The sequence below is a fragment of the Pseudomonas sp. JL23 genome (assembly GCF_056933585.1).
On sequence record NZ_CM167795.1, the window covers coordinates 738895 to 759047 of the forward strand.

Genomic DNA, 20153 nt, shown 5'->3' on the forward strand with positions numbered 1-20153 from the left:
AATAGTTTGAGGGCGTCAGTTGCCGTTAGTCGCATGCCGCCGCAAATCTGACGGGGAGGCAAGCGTGGTAAGAAAAGCGTCATGTGCGCTGACTACGTTGAAAGCTCATCTTGAGCTGAGCAAACAACGTGAATAATTCAGCCACTCACACCGAATCACTGCACCCGTCGCGCCCCAAGCTGGATCATGCGCTCACACCGCGCAGCATTGCCCTGTTCTTCATCCTGCTTGCCATTGGCGTAATTGTCAGCGGCTGGGGGATCTTCGAAGATGTCGATGAGGCTGGCGCAGTCGCCACTACCTGGTTGCCCTACGGTCTGCTCGGTCTTGCCCTGGTCATTGCCTTGGGCTTCGAGTTCGTCAACGGTTTCCACGACACCGCTAACGCTGTGGCCACGGTGATCTACACCCACTCGTTGCCGGCCAATGTCGCGGTCGTCTGGTCGGGCATCTGTAACTTCAGCGGTGTGCTGGCCTCCAGTGGTGCCGTCGCCTTCAGCATCATTGCACTGCTGCCAGTCGACATGATTTTGCAGGTTGGATCGGCAAACGGTTTTGCCATGATTTTTGCGTTGTTGATCGCGGCCATTATCTGGAACTTGGGCACATGGTGGCTGGGGCTGCCGGCGTCCTCATCGCATACGTTGATCGGATCGATTCTGGGCGTTGGTTTGGCTAATGCCTGGCTTCAAGGGCGTTCTGCTGCCGACAGCGTGGACTGGTCGCAGGTCTCCAAAGTGGCCTATGCATTGCTGCTTTCGCCTCTGGTAGGGTTTGTTTGCGCTGCGGGACTGCTGTTTCTGCTGAAGGCCCTGGTCAAGCAGAAGGAGTTGTACCGGGAACCCAAAGGCAACAGTCCGCCACCGCCCTGGATTCGCGGTCTGCTGATTCTGACCTGTAGTGGCGTGTCGTTTGCCCACGGTTCCAACGACGGGCAAAAGGGCATGGGTCTGATCATGCTGATCCTGGTCGGCACGCTACCCATGGCATACGCCCTGGATCGTGCGGTGCCGGTGACCCAGACCACCCAGTTCGTCGCCGTGGCTCAGGTCACCCATCGGGGGCTGACCGAGGCAGTGCAGGGGCGCAAGGTCGAAGATCCGCACACGGCCCTGATGGAGTATGTGCGCACCCGCAAAGCCAGCCCCGACACGCTACCAGCACTTGCTGCAGTCACTGGGATCATTGCCGACGAGGTGAAGAACTACGGCACCCTGGCCAAAGTCCCGGCTCAAGCCATGACCAACGTGCGCAATGACATGTTTCTGACATCGGAAAGCATCCGCCTGCTGGGCACTCAACACCTGGATGATTTCTCTAACGACACCCGCACCAACGTCAAGGAATTCAAGCGCCAGATTGACGAGGCCACGCGCTTCATTCCGTTCTGGGTCAAGATCGCCGTGGCCATTGCCCTTGGCCTTGGCACCCTGGTGGGCTGGCGCCGCATCGTCATTACCGTTGGCGAACGGATTGGCAAGGCACACCTGACTTATGCGCAGGGAGCGAGTGCAGAGCTGGTCACCATGGCCACCATCGGTGCCGCCGATGCCTTTGGCTTGCCAGTGTCTACCACCCACGTGCTGTCTTCCGGCGTTGCCGGAGCCATGGCCGCCAATGGCAGCGGACTGCAAATGGCCACTGTGCGCAACCTGATGCTGGCCTGGGTATTCACTTTGCCTGCCGCCATGGCCCTGTCGGCTGCGCTTTTCTGGCTGTTCCACTCGATCTTCTAGGGGAGCCTGACCATGATTGCCAGCCAACCTGCGACAGTGACGACCCTGGACGACCAGGCAATCAGCACCGCGTTGCGCGAGGTGTTGTTTCTACGATCAAAGATGGTGGCTGCACAAAACCAGCTTCAAGGCATGCACATTCATCCCAATCATGTCCTGAGCGCCGCCAACCTTCTGAGTTACCTAGCCTTGCGCAGGCATGACATCCGGCCACTGCAACACAAGCTGGCAAAGCTTGGACTTTCATCGTTGGGGCGGTGCGAGGCCAACGTCATGGCATCCCTGGATCGTGTGATCGAGGTGTTGCAACGACTGGCTTCGGGCAGTGGCAGCGTTAATTCGGCATGCATGGTTGGGCCTGATCAGGGGGAAGAACTGCTGCACAGTCATTCCGAGGCTTTGTTTGGCGGTAATGCGCCAGAGCGCGGCGTTCGCATCATGGTGACGATGCCCTCTGAGGCCGCCTCGGATCCAGAGTTTTTGGAAGAGTTGCTGAATGCCGGGATGGATTGCCAGCGTATCAATTGTGCCCACGACGATCCTGAGACCTGGTTGCAGATGATCCGGCAGCTTCGCCACGCGCAGCAGACCACCCGCAAGGCATGCAGCGTCATGATGGATTTGGCCGGGCCAAAGCTGCGAACGGGGGTGATTGATCCGCCCCCGGCTGTTATCCGTGTCCGACCAGAGCGCGATATGTTTGGCCGGGTGACCAGGCCCGCCAGGCTATGGCTGCATGCCACTGAGCAGACCTTTCCCGATCTGCCTCAGAGCGTACGCCTGCCTGAAAATTGGCTGTTGCAGCTTGAGCCCGGAGACATCGTCGCCTTCCGCGATGCCCGGGATTCCCGGCGGCAGATGAACGTCGTTGAAGTCACCGACAGTGGCTGCTGGGTTGAGCTGGCCAAGACCGCCTATCTGGTGCCTGGAGTGACGTTCCACCTGAAACATCGCAATGGCCGCAAGAAGGCGGGGCGAGTGCTCGATGTCTTTCGAAAGCAGGAGCAGAGCATCAGGTTGAGGGAAGGGGACAGATTGACTCTTACGCGGGACGTTCACTCAGGTCAGCCTGCGGTGCTCGACACCGCCGGCAAGGTGGTGACGCCAGCTACCGTCGGCTGTATGCCGCCATCGATCTTTGCGGATGTAAAAGTCGGGGAGCCAGTGTGGTTCGATGACGGCAAGATCGGCGGCGTGATTAAGGCTGTGGAGTCGGAGGTTCTGCACGTCCTGATCAACCACGCGCCGGGTGGTAGCAAGTTAAAGAGCGACAAGGGCATCAATCTGCCAGAGAGCGAGCTGAAACTGGATGCATTGTCCGAAAGCGACATCCGGGCACTGGAGTTCGCCTGTGAGCATGCGGACGTGGTGCAGATGTCCTTCGTCAACACTGCACAGGATGTCGAATCTCTTATTTCCCATCTCAAGCGGCTCGACGCCCTGGACATGGGCGTGGTGTTGAAGATAGAGACCCGGCGCGGTTTTGATAATCTCGGCGAATTGCTGATCGCCGGCATGCAGTTGCCGAAATTGGGCATCATGATCGCGCGGGGAGACCTTGCCGTCGAGAATGGTTTCGAGCGCACGGCGGAGTTGCAGGAGGAGATGCTGTGCATTTGCGAGGCCGCCCATGTGCCCGTGATCTGGGCAACCCAGGTGCTGGAGTCGCTGGCTAAGTCGGGGAGTCCGTCTCGCGCTGAAATAACCGATGCAGCTGCTGGCGCACGCGCGGAGTGCGTCATGCTCAATAAAGGCCCACACATTCTCAAAGCCATTCACTGTCTGGATGATGTGCTCAGTCGCATGCAGGCACACCGCAGCAAGAAAATCGATCTGATGCGTAAGCTGCAGGTGGCCAGGATAAATCCTTCATCGCTATCAGCTCCGACGTAGATCCGAGCTATGTACTCGGCCAGGGCATGACGCACATGCCGATAGCAAAATTGAAACTATTCACTGTTACGGTTAATTCTGTTTAGCGAACACCTCGTATCAAAGTGAAACTCCCTTTTTGATGGCTGCCTTGCGGGCGGCCATTTTTTTGGGCGGATTTGGCAGCAGTAAGGCCGCTTTTCTAGTCTACCTTCAGCCTATCCAGTTCATTCAAGCGCGCCACTGCGTGATTTGGGATGCGGCACTTTTCCACCACCAGTCTGATTTCGTAAAAGGCACTTAAAGAATTTCCTCGTGAGGTCGAAGCAGCTGAGGCAAGCCCTCCGTCTTGCCTTTTCGGCACGGTGGCACAGGGAAGTGACAAGCAGAAAATTTTCTGAGGTTCTAGGACTGATAACTCCGAAAAACCGCACTTACCCCTGATGAGATTCCTCGCATGTTTAAATCCCTGAGACTGCAGATTTTGGCGCTGCTCAGTGGCAGTTTGGTTCTGGTGCTCTTGATTGCGTTGGCCTGTTTCCATTTCCTGTCCAGTAATGTTCAAGCCTATCGTGGTCTGCTTAATGGCCCCCTGCATGCGTCGCAGCTCGTAGACCAGGCCAACCTGCAGTTCAAGATCCAGGTTCAGGAGTGGAAGAACGTTCTGCTACGCGGCAAACAACCTGCTGATCGGGACAAGTTTTGGAGCCAATTCGAAGATCAAGAGCGGCAAGTTCAGGACACCCTGGGCCGTCTGAATGCCATGAAAGATTTGAATTCGGCAACGAAGTCCCAAGTAGAAAAGTTACGTGAGGAGCATCGTGCGCTAGGGGTTGCCTATCGTAAGGGGCGTGACGCGTACGTGGCCGCCGGCGGTGATCCGGTCGCGGGCGACCAGGCGGTCAAAGGAGTAGACCGTGCGGCCAGTGATCAAATGAGCGAGCTGGTGGGTAGCCTGCGTCAGTTGAGCGACGCGCAGTCGAACGTGATCAGCGACAGTGCCGATCAGACGATTTTGATTGGTACCCTCGTGATGCTGGCCTCTGTTCTGTTGGTGGGCTTACTCACCTTGTGGATGGTTAATCGCAACATCGTCGGCCCGATCAGTATGCTTATCGAGTACGTGGCGCAGTTGAGCCAGGGGCGCTTCAGCGACCGCGTCACGGTAACGCGCCGAGACGAGCTTGGTCGACTAGCCGTGGCAGCGAACACGCTGCGTGACTTTCTCGCTGACACGTTCACCCGCCTCAAGCGCAGCACCACCGATCTGGACAGTGCAGGCGGCGAGCTGAAAGCCATTGCTGCATTGATGGCCCAGGGTACCCATGAGCAGTTTGAGCGCACCGATCAGGTGGCTACCGCGATGACCGAAATGTCCGCCACGGCGCAGGAGGTTGCTCGTCATGCAGCTCAAGCAGCGCACGCCGCAGACGAAGCAGACCGCAGTTCGCAGGAAGGCAGCAGGGTCATGGATGCTACCGTCAAAGCGATCAATGAAATGCGCGCGGAGATCAGCAATACAGCCGATGTCATTCGCCGCCTTGAAAGTGATAGTGGTCGGATTGGCAAAGTGCTTGAAGTCATTCGGAGTATCGCCGATCAGACCAACCTTCTTGCTCTGAACGCCGCCATTGAAGCTGCGCGAGCCGGCGATGCGGGGCGTGGTTTCGCCGTGGTAGCTGATGAAGTACGCACCCTGGCTCAACGCACGGCAGCATCAACTGCCGAGATTAACCAAATCATCAGTTCCGTACAGACGGGCGCCATCGATGCTGCACAAGCTATTGAAAGCGGCCAGGCGCGCAGTCAGGAAAGTGTGGATCAAGTAGCCATGGCCGGCTCGTCATTAGCGCAGATTACCAATGCCGTGGAGGCGATTCGTGACATGAACCGTCAGATCGCCACTGCAGCAGAGGAGCAGACCTCGGTTGCCGATGACATCTCGCGCAACCTTACCGAAATCACCTCGATAGCGACTACCAACCAAAGCAACGTCCTGCGCACGCAATCCGCAAGTGAGAATCTGCATGACCTGTCAGTTGGCTTAAATGACGTGATCTCGCGGCTAAATGCTTAAGGCATTTGTGGCTATAGGGCGAGATCATTAATCGGATTAATGACGTTGGGAGTTGATCGTGCGGTCACGCTGCTGAGCAATCATGAGTCGCTTGATGCCACAGAGGGGCGGGTTCGCTCGCAGCAATATTTTCGACCATCCAGCCGGCTTTCAGCTGTTAATTAGCCTGCCTCGCTGGCGCCTCGATCGTAGCGCCAAGAGGTACTCCCAAGTTAACCGAACCCAGCGGTCGGCTAGGTGGTTTCATCAGTCTTCTCCGTTCGATCAACAGCGTTATTGACGAAACTATGAACTGCCTAACCTGCCGACGGTCAAGGTTTAAGTGCTGGCGTACAGCAGTGATTGCACGCGATTTTAGCCCGTTAACACCGTCATCAGGCTGACACCACTCAGGTGCAACTATGGTGATTACGCCTTAGGCCTCGATCGGCTTCAACGGCGTGGTAACACTGCCAAGCGAGAAAAAATATGGGCGTCCTGGAAGCTGAAAAGAACAAGCAGAAAGGTTTAAAGCACCGAGCAACCATCATCTATCGTCGCGAGGAGGAGATTCTTTTCGTGCGCAAGCGCCATGCAAAATGGAATTTGCCAGGCGGGCGTGTTGAAAAGGGAGAGACACCTTTGCAGGCTGCGCTAAGAGAAATGGTGGAGGAAACGGGTCTGGCTTTCGATGAGTTATCGTACATCTCTGAATATGAACAGGGCGATGTCGTGCACTTTCTGTTCGAGGCCCAGCTTTTGCTACCTAAGAAACCACGTCCACGCAACGAAATTGATGATTGCCGATGGTTAAGCACGAAAGAGTTGAACAAGCGCAACGTGCGTGAGCCGATTCGCCATCTGCTCTTGCGCTGTGCATCTGATATTCAAAACAGAGCTGTAGCCGCTCAGGCCTGAATAGGTCTTTGTAAACGGTGGCGGCGCCCAACAATCAATGAGGGTGCAGGATGATGAGTGAAGTCTACCGTTTAGAGGCGCAGCGCCTAGAGCAGCATTTCGCAGAGGCTTACGCGAAATACCGTAATTACATCGACTCCAATCCATATCCGTCGAGCGAAGAGGAGTGGGCCGAGCATGATCAGTACCGCGACGCTGTGTCAGAGGCAAGCTCAGCGTGGGGGCGATACGCTTCAGACAACAAACACCTTCGCTGAAATGCTCCCCTTTCGCAGTATCTGATTTCGGTGGAACACGGTTGATTGTTACCCGATTCAGAGCTTTGGAAGAAGATCGCGCAATTTCTTTATTTCCATCTCTGCCTCTTGCAACTCACCCTCCGAGGCTTCAGCCCAGGTTGACTCAAGCGGCTTCAGGTCGGGCTCAAGCTTCACTTTCAAGCACCATTGAAAATGATCGTGCCATGAGCCTAACGCTGCTTGCACGGCTTTAAGTGACTTGGCCGCTTTTAGCGACAGGGGCGAGAGCTTCGGGAAGGCCTCTGTCAAATAGCGCGTGCGCTTAACCAGAATCCTCAGCTCATGACGGTCGAAGTTATCGTCGTTCAGGGCACAGTGTAGGCGGTCGACGTGTTTGGTCAGCGATTTGATCACCAGGCGACGTAGCTTTTCCGAGTTGCTCCCAGGCTCAGAGGCCCTGAATGTAGAAGGCCACTCATCCATTTCCTCGAAAAGATCCAGCAGCCCGGGATCAGCCAGAATCTGACGGTACTCGGCTTCTAGCCTGGAGCGCCGCGCTGAAGCGGCCTGGGGCATAAGTCGACTGTCAAGCTCGTCTGCCATCACCTCAAGATCACGCGTAGGGGTGGTCAGTTTGCCAACCTGTGCGGCTGCTGCACGTAGCCCACTCATTCCTGGCACCGCCCGTACGGGGATCAGCAAGCTGCGGATTTTGCGGATGGCAATTCTAAGGTCATGGAGGGCTTCCGCATCGGCGCCTTCCTCCATACGGGCTTTGGCATGGAACAACGCCACTTCCAGTGCGAGGATTTCTTTAACGTACTTGTCTACAAACGTCATCAAGGCCGCCTACATCGGTTAAAAAAAGGGGCTATCAAGGTTTCCGTGGGAGATTAGACATGCAGCATTTCGGGAGGTTGCCGGAGGGTGGTAATGAGGCTGGCAGAGCCCGTCGGTCCTCAGGATGCCTTGATTTGCTGGCCCTTGCTACCGAATCGTTAGGCGTGGTCAAGGAGGCGCGCAGCGCTGGATCAAGTCAGCGGCAAAGCTCGATTAATAATGGGTAAATAAGAATGCCCATTCCCCCACTAGCGCGGTAGGATTCGAGTAACCTAATTTCCGATCTTGAGTTTTTATGAATGGATGATAGCGCACTGATTTCTCATCTCCTAGAGCTAGGGGAAGGTAACGTAGTTGACTACAAATACGAATATTCGCTTCGTGGCGCAGACATGGGTGATAAAGCAAAAATCCTTAAAGATTTTCTAGCCTTTGCGAACACCCGCAGAACTACTCCTGCGTACATTCTTGTTGGTATTAAGGACGGCACCCGTGAGGTGATCGGCATAGGGTCCGATGGCGATGATGGTGATGCAGATATGCAGCAGTTCCTGAGCAGCAACGTCAATCGACCAATTAGGTTCTCGTATCGAACCGTCAAATACGCTGATAGAACTCTAGGCCTCTACACCATTGAGGCGCAGCCTCGACCTTTCCACGCCAGGAAGAGGTTTGCCGGGGTGCTGCCGCACCAGGTTTACATTCGGCGCGGTTCTTGTAATGAGCTGGCTAGCCTGGATGAAATTTCGCGCATGGGGCTCGAAGATTTGGAGTTACAGTCAAAGGGAGCTCCTAGTTTCAGTGTTACACCCATAGATTCAGCAGGGCAGCGTTTAGAATCATTTAGCATTGACTATATTCAATACCGCTTAGAAAGTAAATTCCGTTACCCCAAACTAAGAAAGACTAGCTGGTGGGACAGTAAGGTGATGGGTGAGACCGAGCCAACTAATGAAGACTATTATTGGGATAAAGCTCAGTTTGTTCGAGAAAAGGTGGCTTCCTTCGGGTTCAGACTGGAGCTAAAAAACCTCTCATCTGAGCCGGTTAGGGCACTGCGGGTCGAGATCAGTGCGCCTTCAGGTTCGAATGATTTTCGGCTTTCAATCCGAAAAGGGCTTCGATCGAGACCATTGCACAAAGCGTGGATTGATTTTCCTCACCCACGGAGTGACATTGAGCCCATGGCGGTGAAAGCCAAACTAGGACAAAACAAGGACACCCTTTCCGCAGTTTTTGATGCCGATTTTGTCAGGGCGGGTGAGGTGCTTCAGACGGAGGAGCTGTTTTTAGTGCTGCCGGATGAAGAGTTAACTTCTATACAGATTAAATATCTTTCGGCCGATATGGCCGGTCCATGCTACTTGACACTGCCAGTTTCTGTGAGGTTGGTTCGTAAGGGGTTAGGTGTGAAAGTAATGGAGGGATTAAATATATGATTTCCATTTTATTTTTTATATTAGAAGGCTGCTTGACTATTGCTGATAACGGCCTGTCGTCTGTCATGTTGTCGAAAGCTCATAAGGCTTGCGACAGTAGTTTATGGTTGGGTCTACCATCTCTTGCGGCGTTGCGGATCTTAGTCGTAGATTATAAATTATGATCGGCTTAACCCATTAAGAGACTAACATTGCGAATGGCATGCGAGGTTATACATGCGGGCCAAGATTTGGTGTCTGGAAGCACAATTTCTATTGAGACTGGATATGGTTTTTCAAGAGGTGAACTAAGCGGGCACTGGCAGTTTTGCGAAACCCATTGCCCATTAATAGATAAACGGTTTCTTCGGTTTCGAAAAAGCCTTCATTGTAGGAGAGTTGGTAGTCACTATATGACTGAATATCTTTCTTTGGAATTTCTGATGGCTTGTTGTCGGCTAAAGAGTAGTAGACAACCGTAGGGCTTGTTTTTGTGCGCCTTGTTTCCTTCGGCTTTACTTCTGTATCTACAATATCGATGATTATCCAATGTTTTAAAATTATATGTTTTTTGTTTGGATATCTATAGATGGCTATGGCTAGCATATCTGTTTCGGATAATTTTGAGCCCGTAACTACTTTAGGGGTGCTGTATAGTAGATCGCTACTATGAATTCTCATGCTTATTTCCTGTTGTGGGGTAAGAACAGATACGGATCCAAAAACATAGGCTGGAGGCGCCTATTGTTTCGTTAAATATGCAGATTTTTGCCAAAAAAATGATAGGGGCTAAATTTGAAATCCTTGAAAATTATTTAGTTTCTGATCTTTGTCACTTAGTATTGGGTTGTCTATGGGCCAGTCGAAGCCAAAGGAGTTGTAGTGAACCCCGGTATCGTTTTCAGGGTTGTATATTGATGTGGTTTGGTAGCTAACAATTGCGCAGTCGCTGAGGCACAGGAAGCCATGGGCGTATCCGTCCGGAATATACAGTGATCTGTTATTCTGTTTTGATAAGATGGTGGAAAAGACTTTGCCTCTATTGCGTGTATTCATTTTACCGCCAATGCCTACTATCACGTCAAGTATTTCGCCTTCAACTACGTTTACTAATTTTGCGTGACCATAAGGATGTTGTTGGTAATGGCAGCCACGGATCACCCCTTTTTTTGAGATGCTGTAAGTGGCTTCCTTAAAGTTAGTGGATAAGCCCAGTTCACGAAAAGCGCGTTCGCTGAACGTTTTTATGAAAACTCCTCGATGATCTTCGAATCTAGTTTTCTCGAGTATGAAGACGTCATCAATACTGGTTGGGATTTTTTCAAATTGTTTGTTGCTGGCAATGGTCATGCTAAGCCCCTTTTTTGAGGTTAAAGGAGGTGAATTTGGCTACCGTCGCTAAATTTGTCTTAGTAGGCTGAGGGCCCTTGCGAAGCATGGTTCCTCCAACAAAGGTAGGTAAGTGACTCTGCGACTGACTCTCACACAGACTCAGTCTTTCCTTCCCGGCCTGCATCGTGACTGTTTGCTGTTGAGGTATGAGGAGCTCGAGGCGAACGAGCCCCATCTCTGTGATGGCTGAGGCTGATAGATGAGCGGCTGCAGTGCCGAAGTAGCGGGTTTCTAGGGCTTTCGATGTTGCCATCTTGATTTGCTCTGATGTTACTCATAGTGGCCATGATAGATGTGTCAGAAAAATTTGTCACTCATAGAGCGTGAACTCATAGGGCGTGGCCTGATAGAGGGGGTACTCATAGCATCCTTTCCTTTAGGGGAGAGAAAGATGACGACTGACCCTCGGACCTTGTTCGGCCTAAGGCTGATTGAGATCAGAAAGGAGAAAGGATGGTCTCAGGAACGCTTAGCACTGGAGAGCGGTTTGGCGCGTAGTTATCTCGGAGGGGTCGAGCGCGGGATGCGAAATATCGCGTTGTTGAACATTTTCAAACTTGCGGAAGCGCTTGGTGTGGCGCCAGCGTCTCTGATGGAACCGCCGGCTGCCTCCCTCCAGTGATTAGCGAACGACTTGACCTTCCTCATCCAGGCGCGATCGCTTTGGCTGCATCTTTTGTCAGAACGACGGGCGAGTTACAAATCAGGCAACGATTGGTCATGGTCGTGTCTCCCAAGTTGAAGTATGAGGATGTTGAACGACTGATACGCCCTCGGCGATTGCAGTCAAACGAGGAGGAGTCACTCACCCTCATGGGGGAGTGAACCGAGTATCAGCAGCGCGAGCAGAACGATCAGTAGTAATGGCCAGAACCTCAGCATGAGCAGCAACGCTCCCACCGCCAATGCACAACCGGACAGCACGCAGACGAATACAAACAACATCCCAAGAAATCGCATCAGCACCATGGCGGACTCCTAAATGAGTGGGGAATGGCAGTTCATTCGAATGAATGGAGTTAAGCGTTGGCTCGAGCCTGCAGCCTTGTGCTCAACGACTGTGCCGGTGAGTGGCGTTGCGTGCGTTGGCTGCTGGTTTCCTCTGGTGTCGCTGTAGGGAAGAACTCCTCAGTAACGGCCACGGCTTCTTCTTCACTGTCTTCGAAAGCACCGTTGGCGAATCCGAGCCGAGCAGCTTCGTCCAATGCATCCTGGTCAAATCCCGAAGCCTGACGAGCAGCATTTATCTCCCTTGCTTGGCTCAAGGCTAACTCCAGCGAAGTGCCGCTACGCACGGTAATGTCGACATAGAAAATCGGTGTGCCTCGGCTCTGACGTGTCGATTTACCCCGCAGACGAAGTTCCAGTGGCAGGCATGGCAGTCGATTGCCGGAGACGGCTTTGAGGTATTCCAAACGGGCAGTGAGGGTGCGGATGCTGTTGAATCCCGTGGTGCGAAAAACGAAGCTGCCCAAGGGATCATCATCGCCAATGGCAACATTTAATCGACCGTAGGGCTTGCAGGCGCCTCCCTGGGCCAATGGGCAGGCGTCCGGAGACGGGCATGACAACGACTCAATCCCGTTCGGGCTGCGGCGCTTACATGTTTCGCCATTGCCGACGCACACAGGTCTCCCTGTAAGCCGATCAAACAGGCTGTATTCGGCGCGAAAATTCAGCTCTGGCGCGTTAAACAATAAGCGGATTGGAATGCTACGAATTTTACCGCCCTGGGCGCTGCGCAGTTCCTCGTCCAAGGGATGGGCGAGCCAACCATCCTTGAGTTGGACCTGCGAAGTGATCGTGAATTGATCGTCCTTTTCCGGTAAGCGTTTACCGTTTTTCTCAACGACCTTTCCTATCGAAATCCGGCCGAGCAATGGCGGTGTTATGGCTAAACCTTTCAACATGGTGAAATCTCCTGGGTGCGGAAATAAAAAAGGCCACCAGACGGTTGTCCTGGTGGCCTGAGGGGGAGTTGAAGTGTTGAGGGGATCGCATCAGCCGATCAGAAAGCGTCGACTGCCTTCCTTGATCTTGGCGTAGCGCAGTTGCAGGTACGGCTTCTCTTTGAGCATGCGCTCTACATCGAGTACTGAGCTGTCTTTGGCTTTCTTCCAGCTGACGTGACCTGTGGACAGTTCCATGCGACTGGCGCTGCCCATGGCTTGTTGCAGAACCTGTTTCAGTTCGGCCTCCCGTGTTTCTCTGTCGGCGATGGCTTGGCGTACCACCTTCAGTTCCAGGAGCGCGGCGGCCAGGCCTGCCTGGTTGCGCAAATCCAGTGTTGCTCCACTGTCTTGCGGATATAGGCAGCGCAGTGCCGTCTCGGCCGATGCGCTGCCGTCGGCTGGGGGTGGGGTATCCGTTTCAACGTAGTACCAGAACCGGCGTTCGAGCTCGATCAGATTTGCGATCATTTGCTCGTCACGCTCGATCCGATGAATTTCCAGCACTTGCCCGCCCAACAGGACGGCCACATCCGCAGCTTGCTTGCCGGTTACGGCGAGCTGGTGCATGACCTGTAGTTGCACGTACTCCGGAACACCTTCTCGCCACAACGTTGCGCCGTTGATGCCGGCCGTTTTGCATTCAAGGATCTGCACATCCTTCGCGCCAATCACCTCTCGGTCGATGTTGGCGAGCATCCATGGCAGCGTTGGGTCTGCGTGCTGTAAAACAGCATTGATCCGCCGCACACGGTGGTCCGTGTGTTTGCTGTAGTGCCTGGCCACGATGGGTTCCAGCACGTTTCCCCAATACGCGGGACTGTCTTCATCCAGAGGGTCGGACTTCGGTAAATTCTCGTCACGGCCAGTCTTTTCCAACCACAGTTCGAGCTGTGATTTGTAAGGATTGAGACCGACTGCTGCAGCTGCATCCGAACTGCCGATGCCTCGTTTGCGCACGGTCAACCAATCTTCCCGAGACAGGGTTTTGGTGCCGACCAAACGTAGGGCTGGGCGATGCTGACGCGACGATGGAGCCGTTTGCATGGGTTTCATGAGCATCTCCTCAAAGCATAAAAAAACGCCCAACCGGCAGAGCCGATCGGACGTTAATGGGGAAGAGTTTTACAGTCGAGCAGGCCAGCGATCAGGCCTGGTGCGCGGATATGCCAATGAAGAAGCACACTATCCAAGCGATGAGGCACGCCTGGTTTTGCTTAAGCAATTTGGCGCGTTGGTAGAGGTACACAGGTACGATGAATACCCACCACTTGAAGCGTCGCATATCATATCCGGCTTGCTTCATCAGACGATCATCGAACAGGCACAGCGCGATATTGAGTATCACGGTCACGTACCAATATCGGTTCTCCGACATGGCGCGTTCCCACTGGCCATGAGTGCTGCCCAGCAAGCCCGCGATGAACGATTCAAGCATGTAGCCAATCAGCGGAGCGAAGGCTAATACCCAAACGACTTTGTTGCTGACCGCAGCGCCTGTAAGCGGAGGCGGGGAGACCTCCTCCAGATGCCGGCGCAGTTCGGTGCGCTCGATCGGCGCCCAGTCGGGCATTCCTTTTTGCCACACCATCGACCCGTAGCTCAGCTTGCCCGTTTTGATCAGATTGATGATTTGCTGCTGGCTGAAGGCTCCTTTTCTTTCGCCTTTGTTTTCGTAGAACCATGTCTGGTCTGCGTTGGAGGATGTGTTCTGCATGACTTAGCTCCTTATGAAATACAACCTGTAAGGTCATATCCATTCGTTGAGATGTTTGATTAATGGGGTGGCAGGCAGCCCGACAGGCTGCCTTGTCCAGGGGACGCGCTTTAAAGGGAGAGGTTGAAGTCAGGCAGCCAGCAGCAGTGCTGCACTGAGGGCTTTCTGTTTGATGACGGCGCCTTGGCCAAACCAGGCCGAATCCATGCGGTACTCATTGCTCCGGGCGCGGCGCTCATGGTCGACGTACTCGGTGACGGCGTTGAGCAATCCCCAGGCAGTGCCGTGTGCGGCCTCCAACTCTGAACCGCGACCACGGCCTTCGTACAAGCTCTGCACCTGACGCTGTGCTCGCTCATTGGGGCGCGATCCGGGCTTTGAGGTGGCAGGCTGGGTATCGCAGAGCACTCGCGTAAGAAAGTCCGTGACCTCATGCGACTTCACTTTGCGCTCTGCCAGATGCCGCATCCGATACATGAACTCATCCCATTGCGAGACGGCAATTCCGAGTTGTTTCTTGACCAGCTTCGGATCGAAGCGTGTGCTGTGGGGTACCTTGATCGCCTGGGCGGCACCGTTGATTGCGATGCTCAGCGTGTTATTACAAACCACACGCACGGTGGTGGGCGTCGCCGTCGTGGCCAGCGTGCCGTCGCAGGAGGTTGCCAGTAGCAAATAGCCGTTGATCTGGTCCTTCCCTTTGAGCACCGTATGCTGACCCGTACGCGCCAATGCCCAGAACTTGCGGCCGCCCTTCAATACGCCAGCGGTTTCCAGCTCGTAGCCCGAAAACTCCGTGAGGTCTCGGTAGAACTCCAGCACTTCGCGCGGCTGCACGACTTGATAGCGCTGTGAGACCACCGACAGAGGCTCCTTGGTATCTGATCGAAAAAGCACTTTCTGCTCGGGGAAGGAATGAATCGCGCCCAGGTGCCCAACTGCATCGGATTTGAAATGAACCGGGCTTTCCTGGATCTGCCAATTCATGCCGGCTTCGTGCTGCCAGACTTCGAGAGGTTGTTTTTGAGTCAGTTGATTGCCCAGGCCATGCCAGGGCGTGGTGCCGACGTAAGCCATTTGTTCGATTTGATGAGCCATGGTGGTATTCCTTCAGACACAGAAAGGCATGACGACTGCGCGCTGCGCAGTCGTCATGCCGGAGAGGGATTGGGAGGTTTTGAATCAGGTAGGCAAGTTGAAGCGATGGCCGCAGGCGAGACAGAGATTGTTCATCAGGACATGACGATCCAGCTTTTCTCCGAGCTGGGCGCCGAGTACGCATCCACCTACGCCACCGACAAGGCCGCCTAGAACCGCGCCGGAGGCAGCACCGAGGGTGGCGCCGACGGGACCGGCGATGGCCCCAACAGATGCACCGAGTTGACCGCCAGCAAGCGCAGAGCTGGCGCCTCGTGCTGCGCCGCCAACGGCACCGATGGCCGCACCTATCTTCATGGCGGTTCTGATGGATGCGATTTGGGGAGAGTTACAGAGAGGGCATTGCAATGACATGAGTTAGCTCCAGGGTGGGGGAGGGTCATTGCGGTGATGTATGACTGTAAAATTTTTGATTTGCCCTAGAGGCGAGTAGATCCCGCACACGGGCAACTTTCGGCCAGAAGCGCACGGTCACCCAGTAAATAAATCTGTCCCCTTTCCCACCCACCTGGTTTCGTAATGGAGCTGGGTTATTCAGGATCTGTTCCGTGTGGTTGGTCGGCTAGATGGGCAGGCGTTGAGGCCGCTGACGGTGGTGCTGGGGGAGAAAAGGGGCGTGGCGGTTGCGGCTTGATGAGGATAAGCTTCAATGCCTAAAGCGAAGTCATATGGCAGGGAGGCTGCGTGGAAACAGTTTTTATGTGGTGGCTCGGTCTTGTCTCGTCAATCGCTTCTATCGGCAGCGCTATATGGGCATGGCGTGAGGCATTAAATGCATCTGGCTCGGCATCAAAAGCCGATACACTGTATTCGCGAATGATTAGCTCCAGGCAAAGTGCTGAGGCGCATCAGGTCCTGCATGCTACTAGGACGATATTGCAGACTATCTCTCCTATAGGGCCCTCTGGACAAGTCAAGCAGATTAAGGGTATTGATCTTTCTCACATATCTAGAGCGCTAGAGAGTTATTGTCAGGCCCTCTCAGAACATGGACATCTTTTTAGTGTTGATATCGAAAGTCATGCAGTTAACCTTTCAAAGTCTATATTGAATAATTTGCCAGCTGTGGCTAATAAGTCTGATTTGGAAGGTGTTATAAAGGCCGGTACCTTGATTTATATTGAAATCAATAATTTCATGCCAGTCGCCAAGCAGATATCTGACGAACGCATGGAAGACGTGAAATAAGGAGTGGCGATCATATGAAGTTTACAGACGGTGAAAAAATAATCGCTTTGATGCTGTGCGAACTTTACGACAAGCTCGGAGTAGACAGCGAGATAGATCCAGATTTCATAAGGTCGGCGATCCACTCAGAAAGTGAGTGGAGTATCGCATGGAAATACCCAGGCATCCCCTTTACTGAACAGGATGAACCTGAAAGCCTAAGAGAAATTTTGGATGTACTTGAAATGTGGGACTGGATTGAAGAATCCTACGCTGAGCTTTCTGCCGACGACAAAAAAGCGCTTATTGAGAAGGCCAAGCCGTTTGGGGTAAATCCTACATTTCGGGGGTTTGATGGTAATAATGAATCGAGATATATAGGGGTTGCATCAACGCTTGTTAACGATCTTGATCGGTTCGAACGATTCAAGGGCAGATATCTCAACTCACATTCCCCTATGATGGACGTTTATCAGCGCATGCTTAACACTTTCGCTGTGGTTCGAACATCATCCTATGATAGGTACCTGAACGTTGACGAGATTGCGCAGGTATTAAACGCATGCACTCATCCTAGCCAACGAAAGACATCGACTTGACGCTCTTGTGTTGCTTTCGGAATATTTTTTCCTAAGTTGATAAGCAGCAGGGAAAAGGGGACAGATTTATTTACTGGGAAACAGTCCGCTCCTGGCCGCTCGATGCCTGTCACGACGGGCGGGAGAGGATCCATAGCGGTCTGTCATGAACCGTCTGTATTGGCCGAGAGTCTCCTTGAGAGCCGGCTGGCTTCTAAGAGAAAATCAGATCTCGACCTGGAAGGTGGCTATACCCGCCGACTCGGCGAACCGACCCACAGCGGTCAGGCTCGCCCAGGTGCGCAGTGCTTCACGGCGCGAGCGCACCGCAACCAGCGACTGCCGGCCCCGCCCAGGCGCACGGCCAGGGTCCATTTTTCCTCACGACTGACCAGCACTTCCCGCACGGCGCCGCCCTCGATCATGGCGCGCAGTGCTTCTTCCTGGATACATTGAGGCATGTTGGCTCATCTTCCTGATGCGGTCGGTAAAGTCAGTGACCTGCGCCGGCGACAGACAGTTCAAGTTGCCGAAGGTCTCCAGGTGCTGGATCAATGCGTCCTTACTGCCGGACTGATCGGCAGCGATACGCCGGCAACTGTTCTCCAGAATGATCCGGGCCAACTGCGGGTTATCGATCTGCGACGCATCGAACGCCAAGGCGATCGCACTGGTCAGTTGTCCCAGCTCGGGGTTCATCTGTTGCAATGCCCGCAGCGCGGCCAACTGCCGGGCGGTGATGGGTAATGACACGCGGTTCTCCTGTTCACTAGCGCTGCTCAAACCGCGAGCCCCCACAATGGTAAACCAGGTATGCGGGGTCTGGCTTCCAGTCGTCGCAAAAAAGCACGCCGGGGCGGCTGTTCTGTAGGGGGTAATTGAACATAAACGGCGTTATGAACATGCGGGACGCAGCCCGGATATCAGCCGCGCATCCCCAAAGCCAATTGATTCTCTAAAGAGCGGCACCCTTTCGATCTGTGGTGCTTTAATGCAGCTAATCCGTTCTTAATTTTGGCCGACATAGCTGTAAGGGGGGTGAGCCCCATTCTTTAACGTTTGCCACGCAGGCGCCTGCCTATGACCAGTACTCCAGCGGCTGTCACATCCCTCATGCCGGCTTCGGGCCGATTGGGAGTGCAAGCGATTATGTTGCTTTTCGTGGCATGCGCTGCCTTATGCACCTTTACGGGGGGGCTGCTGTACTTTCAATACCGTGACGAAAAAGCAACTCGTAACGCCGAACTTATGAACTTATCTTCATCTGTACTGCGCTCAGCGGAGAGCTCTATTACCTATGCGAGCATGATCCTGGTCGGGCTGGCTGAACGTTACCGTCATGACGGTGAGACCCCTGAGAATCTGGAGCGAATGCTAGGGATTGCGCGCACCCGCGCCGACTGGCAATCCGAGATTCAAGGCATATTTTTCTACGCGGCGGACGGTCGTTGGGTGATGACGACCCTCTCCCCCAACACCCCTATGCGCAACAATGCGGATCGTGAGTATTTTCAACACCATTTAAAGAATGAAAGTCTTTCCCCCTACATAGGTCCTCCTATCCGTAGCCGCACAACGGGGGAATGGATCATGACAGTATCCATCCGCCTAGAAGATGCTAAAGGTGCGTTTGCTGGCGTTGCCCTCGCGACCCTGAGACTTGAAAGCTTCCTGGAGTTCTTCAGGTCATTGGATCTTGGTCCAGATGGCATCGTCAGCATGGCGCGAACCGATGGCGTTCAGCTTGTCCGCTATCCGTTTATCCCAGATCTGATAGCAGTAAATATCGGAAACGCCCCTGTTGCCAAAGCGATCCAGGCCGGTAGCACGCGAGGGGTGCTTACTTTTAATTCCCCTGTAGACGGCGCTATGCGCATGGTCGGTTATGCCAGCAGTAGCCGTTACCCAATTCGACTATCAGTCGGCATGACAGAGGACTATGCATTCGCTTCCTGGCAAAGAGGATTCTTCCTCACCATCATCGCAACGGCCGCTACGCTCGTTGTCATCCTGTATCTGGGGTTCAGGACGATGCGTGGTATCGAGCAGCGAGCCAATGATGAAATCGTACTTAGGGCTGACAATGGTGAACTTCAAATACTGGCTACTGAAGATGGCTTAACAGGCTTGGCCAATCGCCGACATTTCAATCAAGTACTCGCCAAGAGCTTCGACCAAGCCCAGTCCAATCAGACCCCTATTTCACTGCTGCTTTTAGATATTGACCACTTTAAAAAATATAACGATACATATGGCCATCCTGCAGGGGATGAGTGTTTGCGTCGAGTCGCTAAGCTCGTACGAAACGCTGTGGGCAGACCTACAGACCTCGCGGCGCGATACGGTGGGGAAGAAATGGCTGTTATCTTGCCAGTAACCGATATGACGGGAGCCGCGCTTCTCGCTGAGGCAATCAGAAGCGCTGTTGAGGAAGCCAACATCGAGAGCAGTTCAGTTGAACCAGGGCGGGTGACCGTAAGCATCGGCGTAGCGGGTTATGTCCCATTGTTGAGTTCTCAGGGCCACGACGAGCTATTGCTGCTTGCAGATAAAGCTCTTTACAAAGCTAAACAAAACGGCCGCAATTTGGTAATGGCTTATTCCGAAGGCTGATACCTGGCGAAGATTTTGGGCTCAGCAGTCAAGCTGTGGGCTGCGTATTGATGACGTAGACAGGGACAAACGCCGGGGTTGAAGCACGTAATAAGGGCCAAAAGCCTACCGTAGATCAAGGCGCCCGGTCCCATGCCACGTAATAAGAAAATCCGTAACCTATTGTTTTTCTTATTTAAAGCACCTTCCTTGTAATCAGATGCTCTGCGTTCGAAGAAGCCCATGGCATTGCAGCGGGATTCCAGGTTTGCTCGCTGTGCGATATCGCAACTTCTGAATGGTGCAACAGCACCGCTGTCAATTAGTCCCCTGCCGAGCCGTCGCATAACACTCGGTGTTATGCGACGATTTCTTTGCGGATTTGAGGGTGAAGCGAACCACATCGAATGTCCGTCCGGCCGATTTGCACCAGTGCCGACGGACTGCAATGCGTCGATTCTGTTGAAAAAGTAGATCTCCTGCCTGGCCTGCGGCAAAATCAGGTCATCGGCCAGCGGGAG

The 20153-nt window shown here is 53.7% G+C and carries 18 protein-coding genes and 2 pseudogenes; 9 read left to right on the forward strand and 11 right to left on the reverse strand.

Annotated features, from left to right (window positions below; all coding sequences use genetic code 11):
- The first annotated feature begins 128 nt into the window (after nt 1-128).
- The 4 genes from AC1Z24_RS03595 (at nt 129) to AC1Z24_RS03610 (ending at nt 6582) form a co-directional block, all read left to right on the forward strand.
- Complete coding sequence (locus tag AC1Z24_RS03595) at nt 129-1736, forward strand: inorganic phosphate transporter (RefSeq protein ID WP_483744566.1); 1608 nt, start codon at nt 129-131, stop codon at nt 1734-1736.
- Nucleotides 1737-1748: 12 nt separating this feature from the next.
- Nucleotides 1749-3629, forward strand: coding sequence for a pyruvate kinase (locus tag AC1Z24_RS03600; RefSeq protein WP_483744567.1), 1881 nt, complete (start codon nt 1749-1751; stop codon nt 3627-3629).
- Between the two features lie 436 nt (nt 3630-4065).
- Nucleotides 4066-5685 carry a methyl-accepting chemotaxis protein gene (locus tag AC1Z24_RS03605; protein WP_483744568.1) on the forward strand — a complete coding sequence of 540 codons (1620 nt, stop codon included), beginning with the start codon at nt 4066-4068 and terminating at the stop codon, nt 5683-5685.
- A gap of 468 nt (nt 5686-6153) precedes the next feature.
- Nucleotides 6154-6582 carry an NUDIX hydrolase gene (locus tag AC1Z24_RS03610; RefSeq protein WP_483744569.1) on the forward strand — a complete coding sequence of 143 codons (429 nt, stop codon included), beginning with the start codon at nt 6154-6156 and terminating at the stop codon, nt 6580-6582.
- A gap of 314 nt (nt 6583-6896) precedes the next feature.
- On the opposite strand, the gene AC1Z24_RS03615 is transcribed toward AC1Z24_RS03610, so the two are convergent.
- A complete protein-coding gene (locus AC1Z24_RS03615) occupies nt 6897-7661 on the reverse strand; it encodes a CHAD domain-containing protein (RefSeq protein ID WP_483744570.1) in 765 nt (254 codons plus the stop codon).
- Nucleotides 7662-7960: 299 nt separating this feature from the next.
- On the opposite strand from AC1Z24_RS03615, the gene AC1Z24_RS03620 reads away from it, so the two are divergent.
- Nucleotides 7961-9100 (forward strand): AlbA family DNA-binding domain-containing protein, encoded by a 1140-nt coding sequence (locus AC1Z24_RS03620; protein WP_483744571.1) that lies wholly within the window; start codon nt 7961-7963, stop codon nt 9098-9100.
- 252 nt (nt 9101-9352) lie between these two features.
- Here the strand turns inward: AC1Z24_RS03620 and AC1Z24_RS03625 are convergent, their stop codons facing one another.
- Nucleotides 9353-9760: a DUF6957 family protein gene (locus AC1Z24_RS03625; RefSeq protein WP_483744572.1), complete on the reverse strand. Its 408-nt coding sequence runs from the start codon at nt 9758-9760 to the stop codon at nt 9353-9355.
- 108 nt (nt 9761-9868) lie between these two features.
- A complete protein-coding gene (gene rfbC / locus AC1Z24_RS03630) occupies nt 9869-10429 on the reverse strand; it encodes a dTDP-4-dehydrorhamnose 3,5-epimerase (protein ID WP_483744573.1) in 561 nt (186 codons plus the stop codon).
- 433 nt (nt 10430-10862) lie between these two features.
- On the opposite strand from rfbC, the gene AC1Z24_RS03635 reads away from it, so the two are divergent.
- Complete coding sequence (locus AC1Z24_RS03635; protein ID WP_483744574.1) at nt 10863-11093, forward strand: helix-turn-helix domain-containing protein; 231 nt, start codon at nt 10863-10865, stop codon at nt 11091-11093.
- A 179-nt stretch (nt 11094-11272) separates the two neighbouring features.
- Here AC1Z24_RS03635 and AC1Z24_RS03640 read toward each other — a convergent pair whose 3' ends face one another.
- The 6 genes from AC1Z24_RS03640 to AC1Z24_RS03665 all read right to left on the reverse strand — a co-directional run bounded on the left by AC1Z24_RS03640 (nt 11273) and on the right by AC1Z24_RS03665 (nt 15649).
- Nucleotides 11273-11440: a hypothetical protein gene (locus AC1Z24_RS03640; RefSeq protein WP_483744575.1), complete on the reverse strand. Its 168-nt coding sequence runs from the start codon at nt 11438-11440 to the stop codon at nt 11273-11275.
- Between the two features lie 50 nt (nt 11441-11490).
- Nucleotides 11491-12381, reverse strand: coding sequence for a recombination directionality factor (locus tag AC1Z24_RS03645; RefSeq protein ID WP_483744576.1), 891 nt, complete (start codon nt 12379-12381; stop codon nt 11491-11493).
- 90 nt (nt 12382-12471) lie between these two features.
- The gene (locus AC1Z24_RS03650; RefSeq protein WP_483744577.1) at nt 12472-13476 is read right to left on the reverse strand and encodes a YqaJ viral recombinase family nuclease; all 1005 of its coding nucleotides are present in this window, start codon (nt 13474-13476) and stop codon (nt 12472-12474) included.
- Nucleotides 13477-13567: 91 nt separating this feature from the next.
- Nucleotides 13568-14137, reverse strand: a complete 570-nt coding sequence (locus tag AC1Z24_RS03655; RefSeq protein WP_483744578.1) for a DUF4339 domain-containing protein — start codon at nt 14135-14137, stop codon at nt 13568-13570.
- 129 nt (nt 14138-14266) lie between these two features.
- Nucleotides 14267-15235: a DUF932 domain-containing protein gene (locus AC1Z24_RS03660; protein ID WP_483744579.1), complete on the reverse strand. Its 969-nt coding sequence runs from the start codon at nt 15233-15235 to the stop codon at nt 14267-14269.
- A gap of 84 nt (nt 15236-15319) precedes the next feature.
- Complete coding sequence (locus AC1Z24_RS03665) at nt 15320-15649, reverse strand: hypothetical protein (RefSeq protein ID WP_483744580.1); 330 nt, start codon at nt 15647-15649, stop codon at nt 15320-15322.
- A 330-nt stretch (nt 15650-15979) separates the two neighbouring features.
- On the opposite strand from AC1Z24_RS03665, the gene AC1Z24_RS03670 reads away from it, so the two are divergent.
- Nucleotides 15980-16483: a hypothetical protein gene (locus AC1Z24_RS03670; protein WP_483744581.1), complete on the forward strand. Its 504-nt coding sequence runs from the start codon at nt 15980-15982 to the stop codon at nt 16481-16483.
- 14 nt (nt 16484-16497) lie between these two features.
- Nucleotides 16498-17061 (forward strand): YfbU family protein, encoded by a 564-nt coding sequence (locus tag AC1Z24_RS03675; protein ID WP_483744582.1) that lies wholly within the window; start codon nt 16498-16500, stop codon nt 17059-17061.
- Between the two features lie 204 nt (nt 17062-17265).
- Here AC1Z24_RS03675 and AC1Z24_RS03680 read toward each other — a convergent pair.
- Nucleotides 17266-17501: pseudogene (locus AC1Z24_RS03680) on the reverse strand (hypothetical protein).
- Nucleotides 17502-17505: 4 nt separating this feature from the next.
- Nucleotides 17506-17793 (reverse strand): annotated as a pseudogene (locus tag AC1Z24_RS03685) (hypothetical protein); the annotation flags it as partial.
- A gap of 327 nt (nt 17794-18120) precedes the next feature.
- Between AC1Z24_RS03685 and AC1Z24_RS03690 the strand changes: the two are divergent.
- Complete coding sequence (locus AC1Z24_RS03690) at nt 18121-19653, forward strand: sensor domain-containing diguanylate cyclase (protein WP_483744583.1); 1533 nt, start codon at nt 18121-18123, stop codon at nt 19651-19653.
- Nucleotides 19654-20153 lie beyond the last annotated feature (500 nt).

Bases quoted from the DNA above. Each gene is read 5' to 3' on its own strand.
- AC1Z24_RS03665 (WP_483744580.1), bottom strand. From the start codon at position 15,649: ATGTCATTGCAATGCCCTCTCTGTAACTCTCCCCAAATCGCATCCATC.
- AC1Z24_RS03600 (WP_483744567.1), top strand. From the start codon at position 1,749: ATGATTGCCAGCCAACCTGCGACAGTGACGACCCTGGACGACCAGGCA.
- AC1Z24_RS03615 (WP_483744570.1), bottom strand. From the start codon at position 7,661: ATGACGTTTGTAGACAAGTACGTTAAAGAAATCCTCGCACTGGAAGTG.
- rfbC (WP_483744573.1), bottom strand. From the start codon at position 10,429: ATGACCATTGCCAGCAACAAACAATTTGAAAAAATCCCAACCAGTATT.
- AC1Z24_RS03675 (WP_483744582.1), top strand. From the start codon at position 16,498: ATGAAGTTTACAGACGGTGAAAAAATAATCGCTTTGATGCTGTGCGAA.
- AC1Z24_RS03690 (WP_483744583.1), top strand. From the start codon at position 18,121: ATGACCAGTACTCCAGCGGCTGTCACATCCCTCATGCCGGCTTCGGGC.
- AC1Z24_RS03620 (WP_483744571.1), top strand. From the start codon at position 7,961: ATGGATGATAGCGCACTGATTTCTCATCTCCTAGAGCTAGGGGAAGGT.
- AC1Z24_RS03655 (WP_483744578.1), bottom strand. From the start codon at position 14,137: ATGCAGAACACATCCTCCAACGCAGACCAGACATGGTTCTACGAAAAC.
- AC1Z24_RS03610 (WP_483744569.1), top strand. From the start codon at position 6,154: ATGGGCGTCCTGGAAGCTGAAAAGAACAAGCAGAAAGGTTTAAAGCAC.
- AC1Z24_RS03650 (WP_483744577.1), bottom strand. From the start codon at position 13,476: ATGAAACCCATGCAAACGGCTCCATCGTCGCGTCAGCATCGCCCAGCC.
- AC1Z24_RS03645 (WP_483744576.1), bottom strand. From the start codon at position 12,381: ATGTTGAAAGGTTTAGCCATAACACCGCCATTGCTCGGCCGGATTTCG.
- AC1Z24_RS03625 (WP_483744572.1), bottom strand. From the start codon at position 9,760: ATGAGAATTCATAGTAGCGATCTACTATACAGCACCCCTAAAGTAGTT.
- AC1Z24_RS03660 (WP_483744579.1), bottom strand. From the start codon at position 15,235: ATGGCTCATCAAATCGAACAAATGGCTTACGTCGGCACCACGCCCTGG.
- AC1Z24_RS03605 (WP_483744568.1), top strand. From the start codon at position 4,066: ATGTTTAAATCCCTGAGACTGCAGATTTTGGCGCTGCTCAGTGGCAGT.
- AC1Z24_RS03635 (WP_483744574.1), top strand. From the start codon at position 10,863: ATGACGACTGACCCTCGGACCTTGTTCGGCCTAAGGCTGATTGAGATC.
- AC1Z24_RS03640 (WP_483744575.1), bottom strand. From the start codon at position 11,440: ATGGTGCTGATGCGATTTCTTGGGATGTTGTTTGTATTCGTCTGCGTG.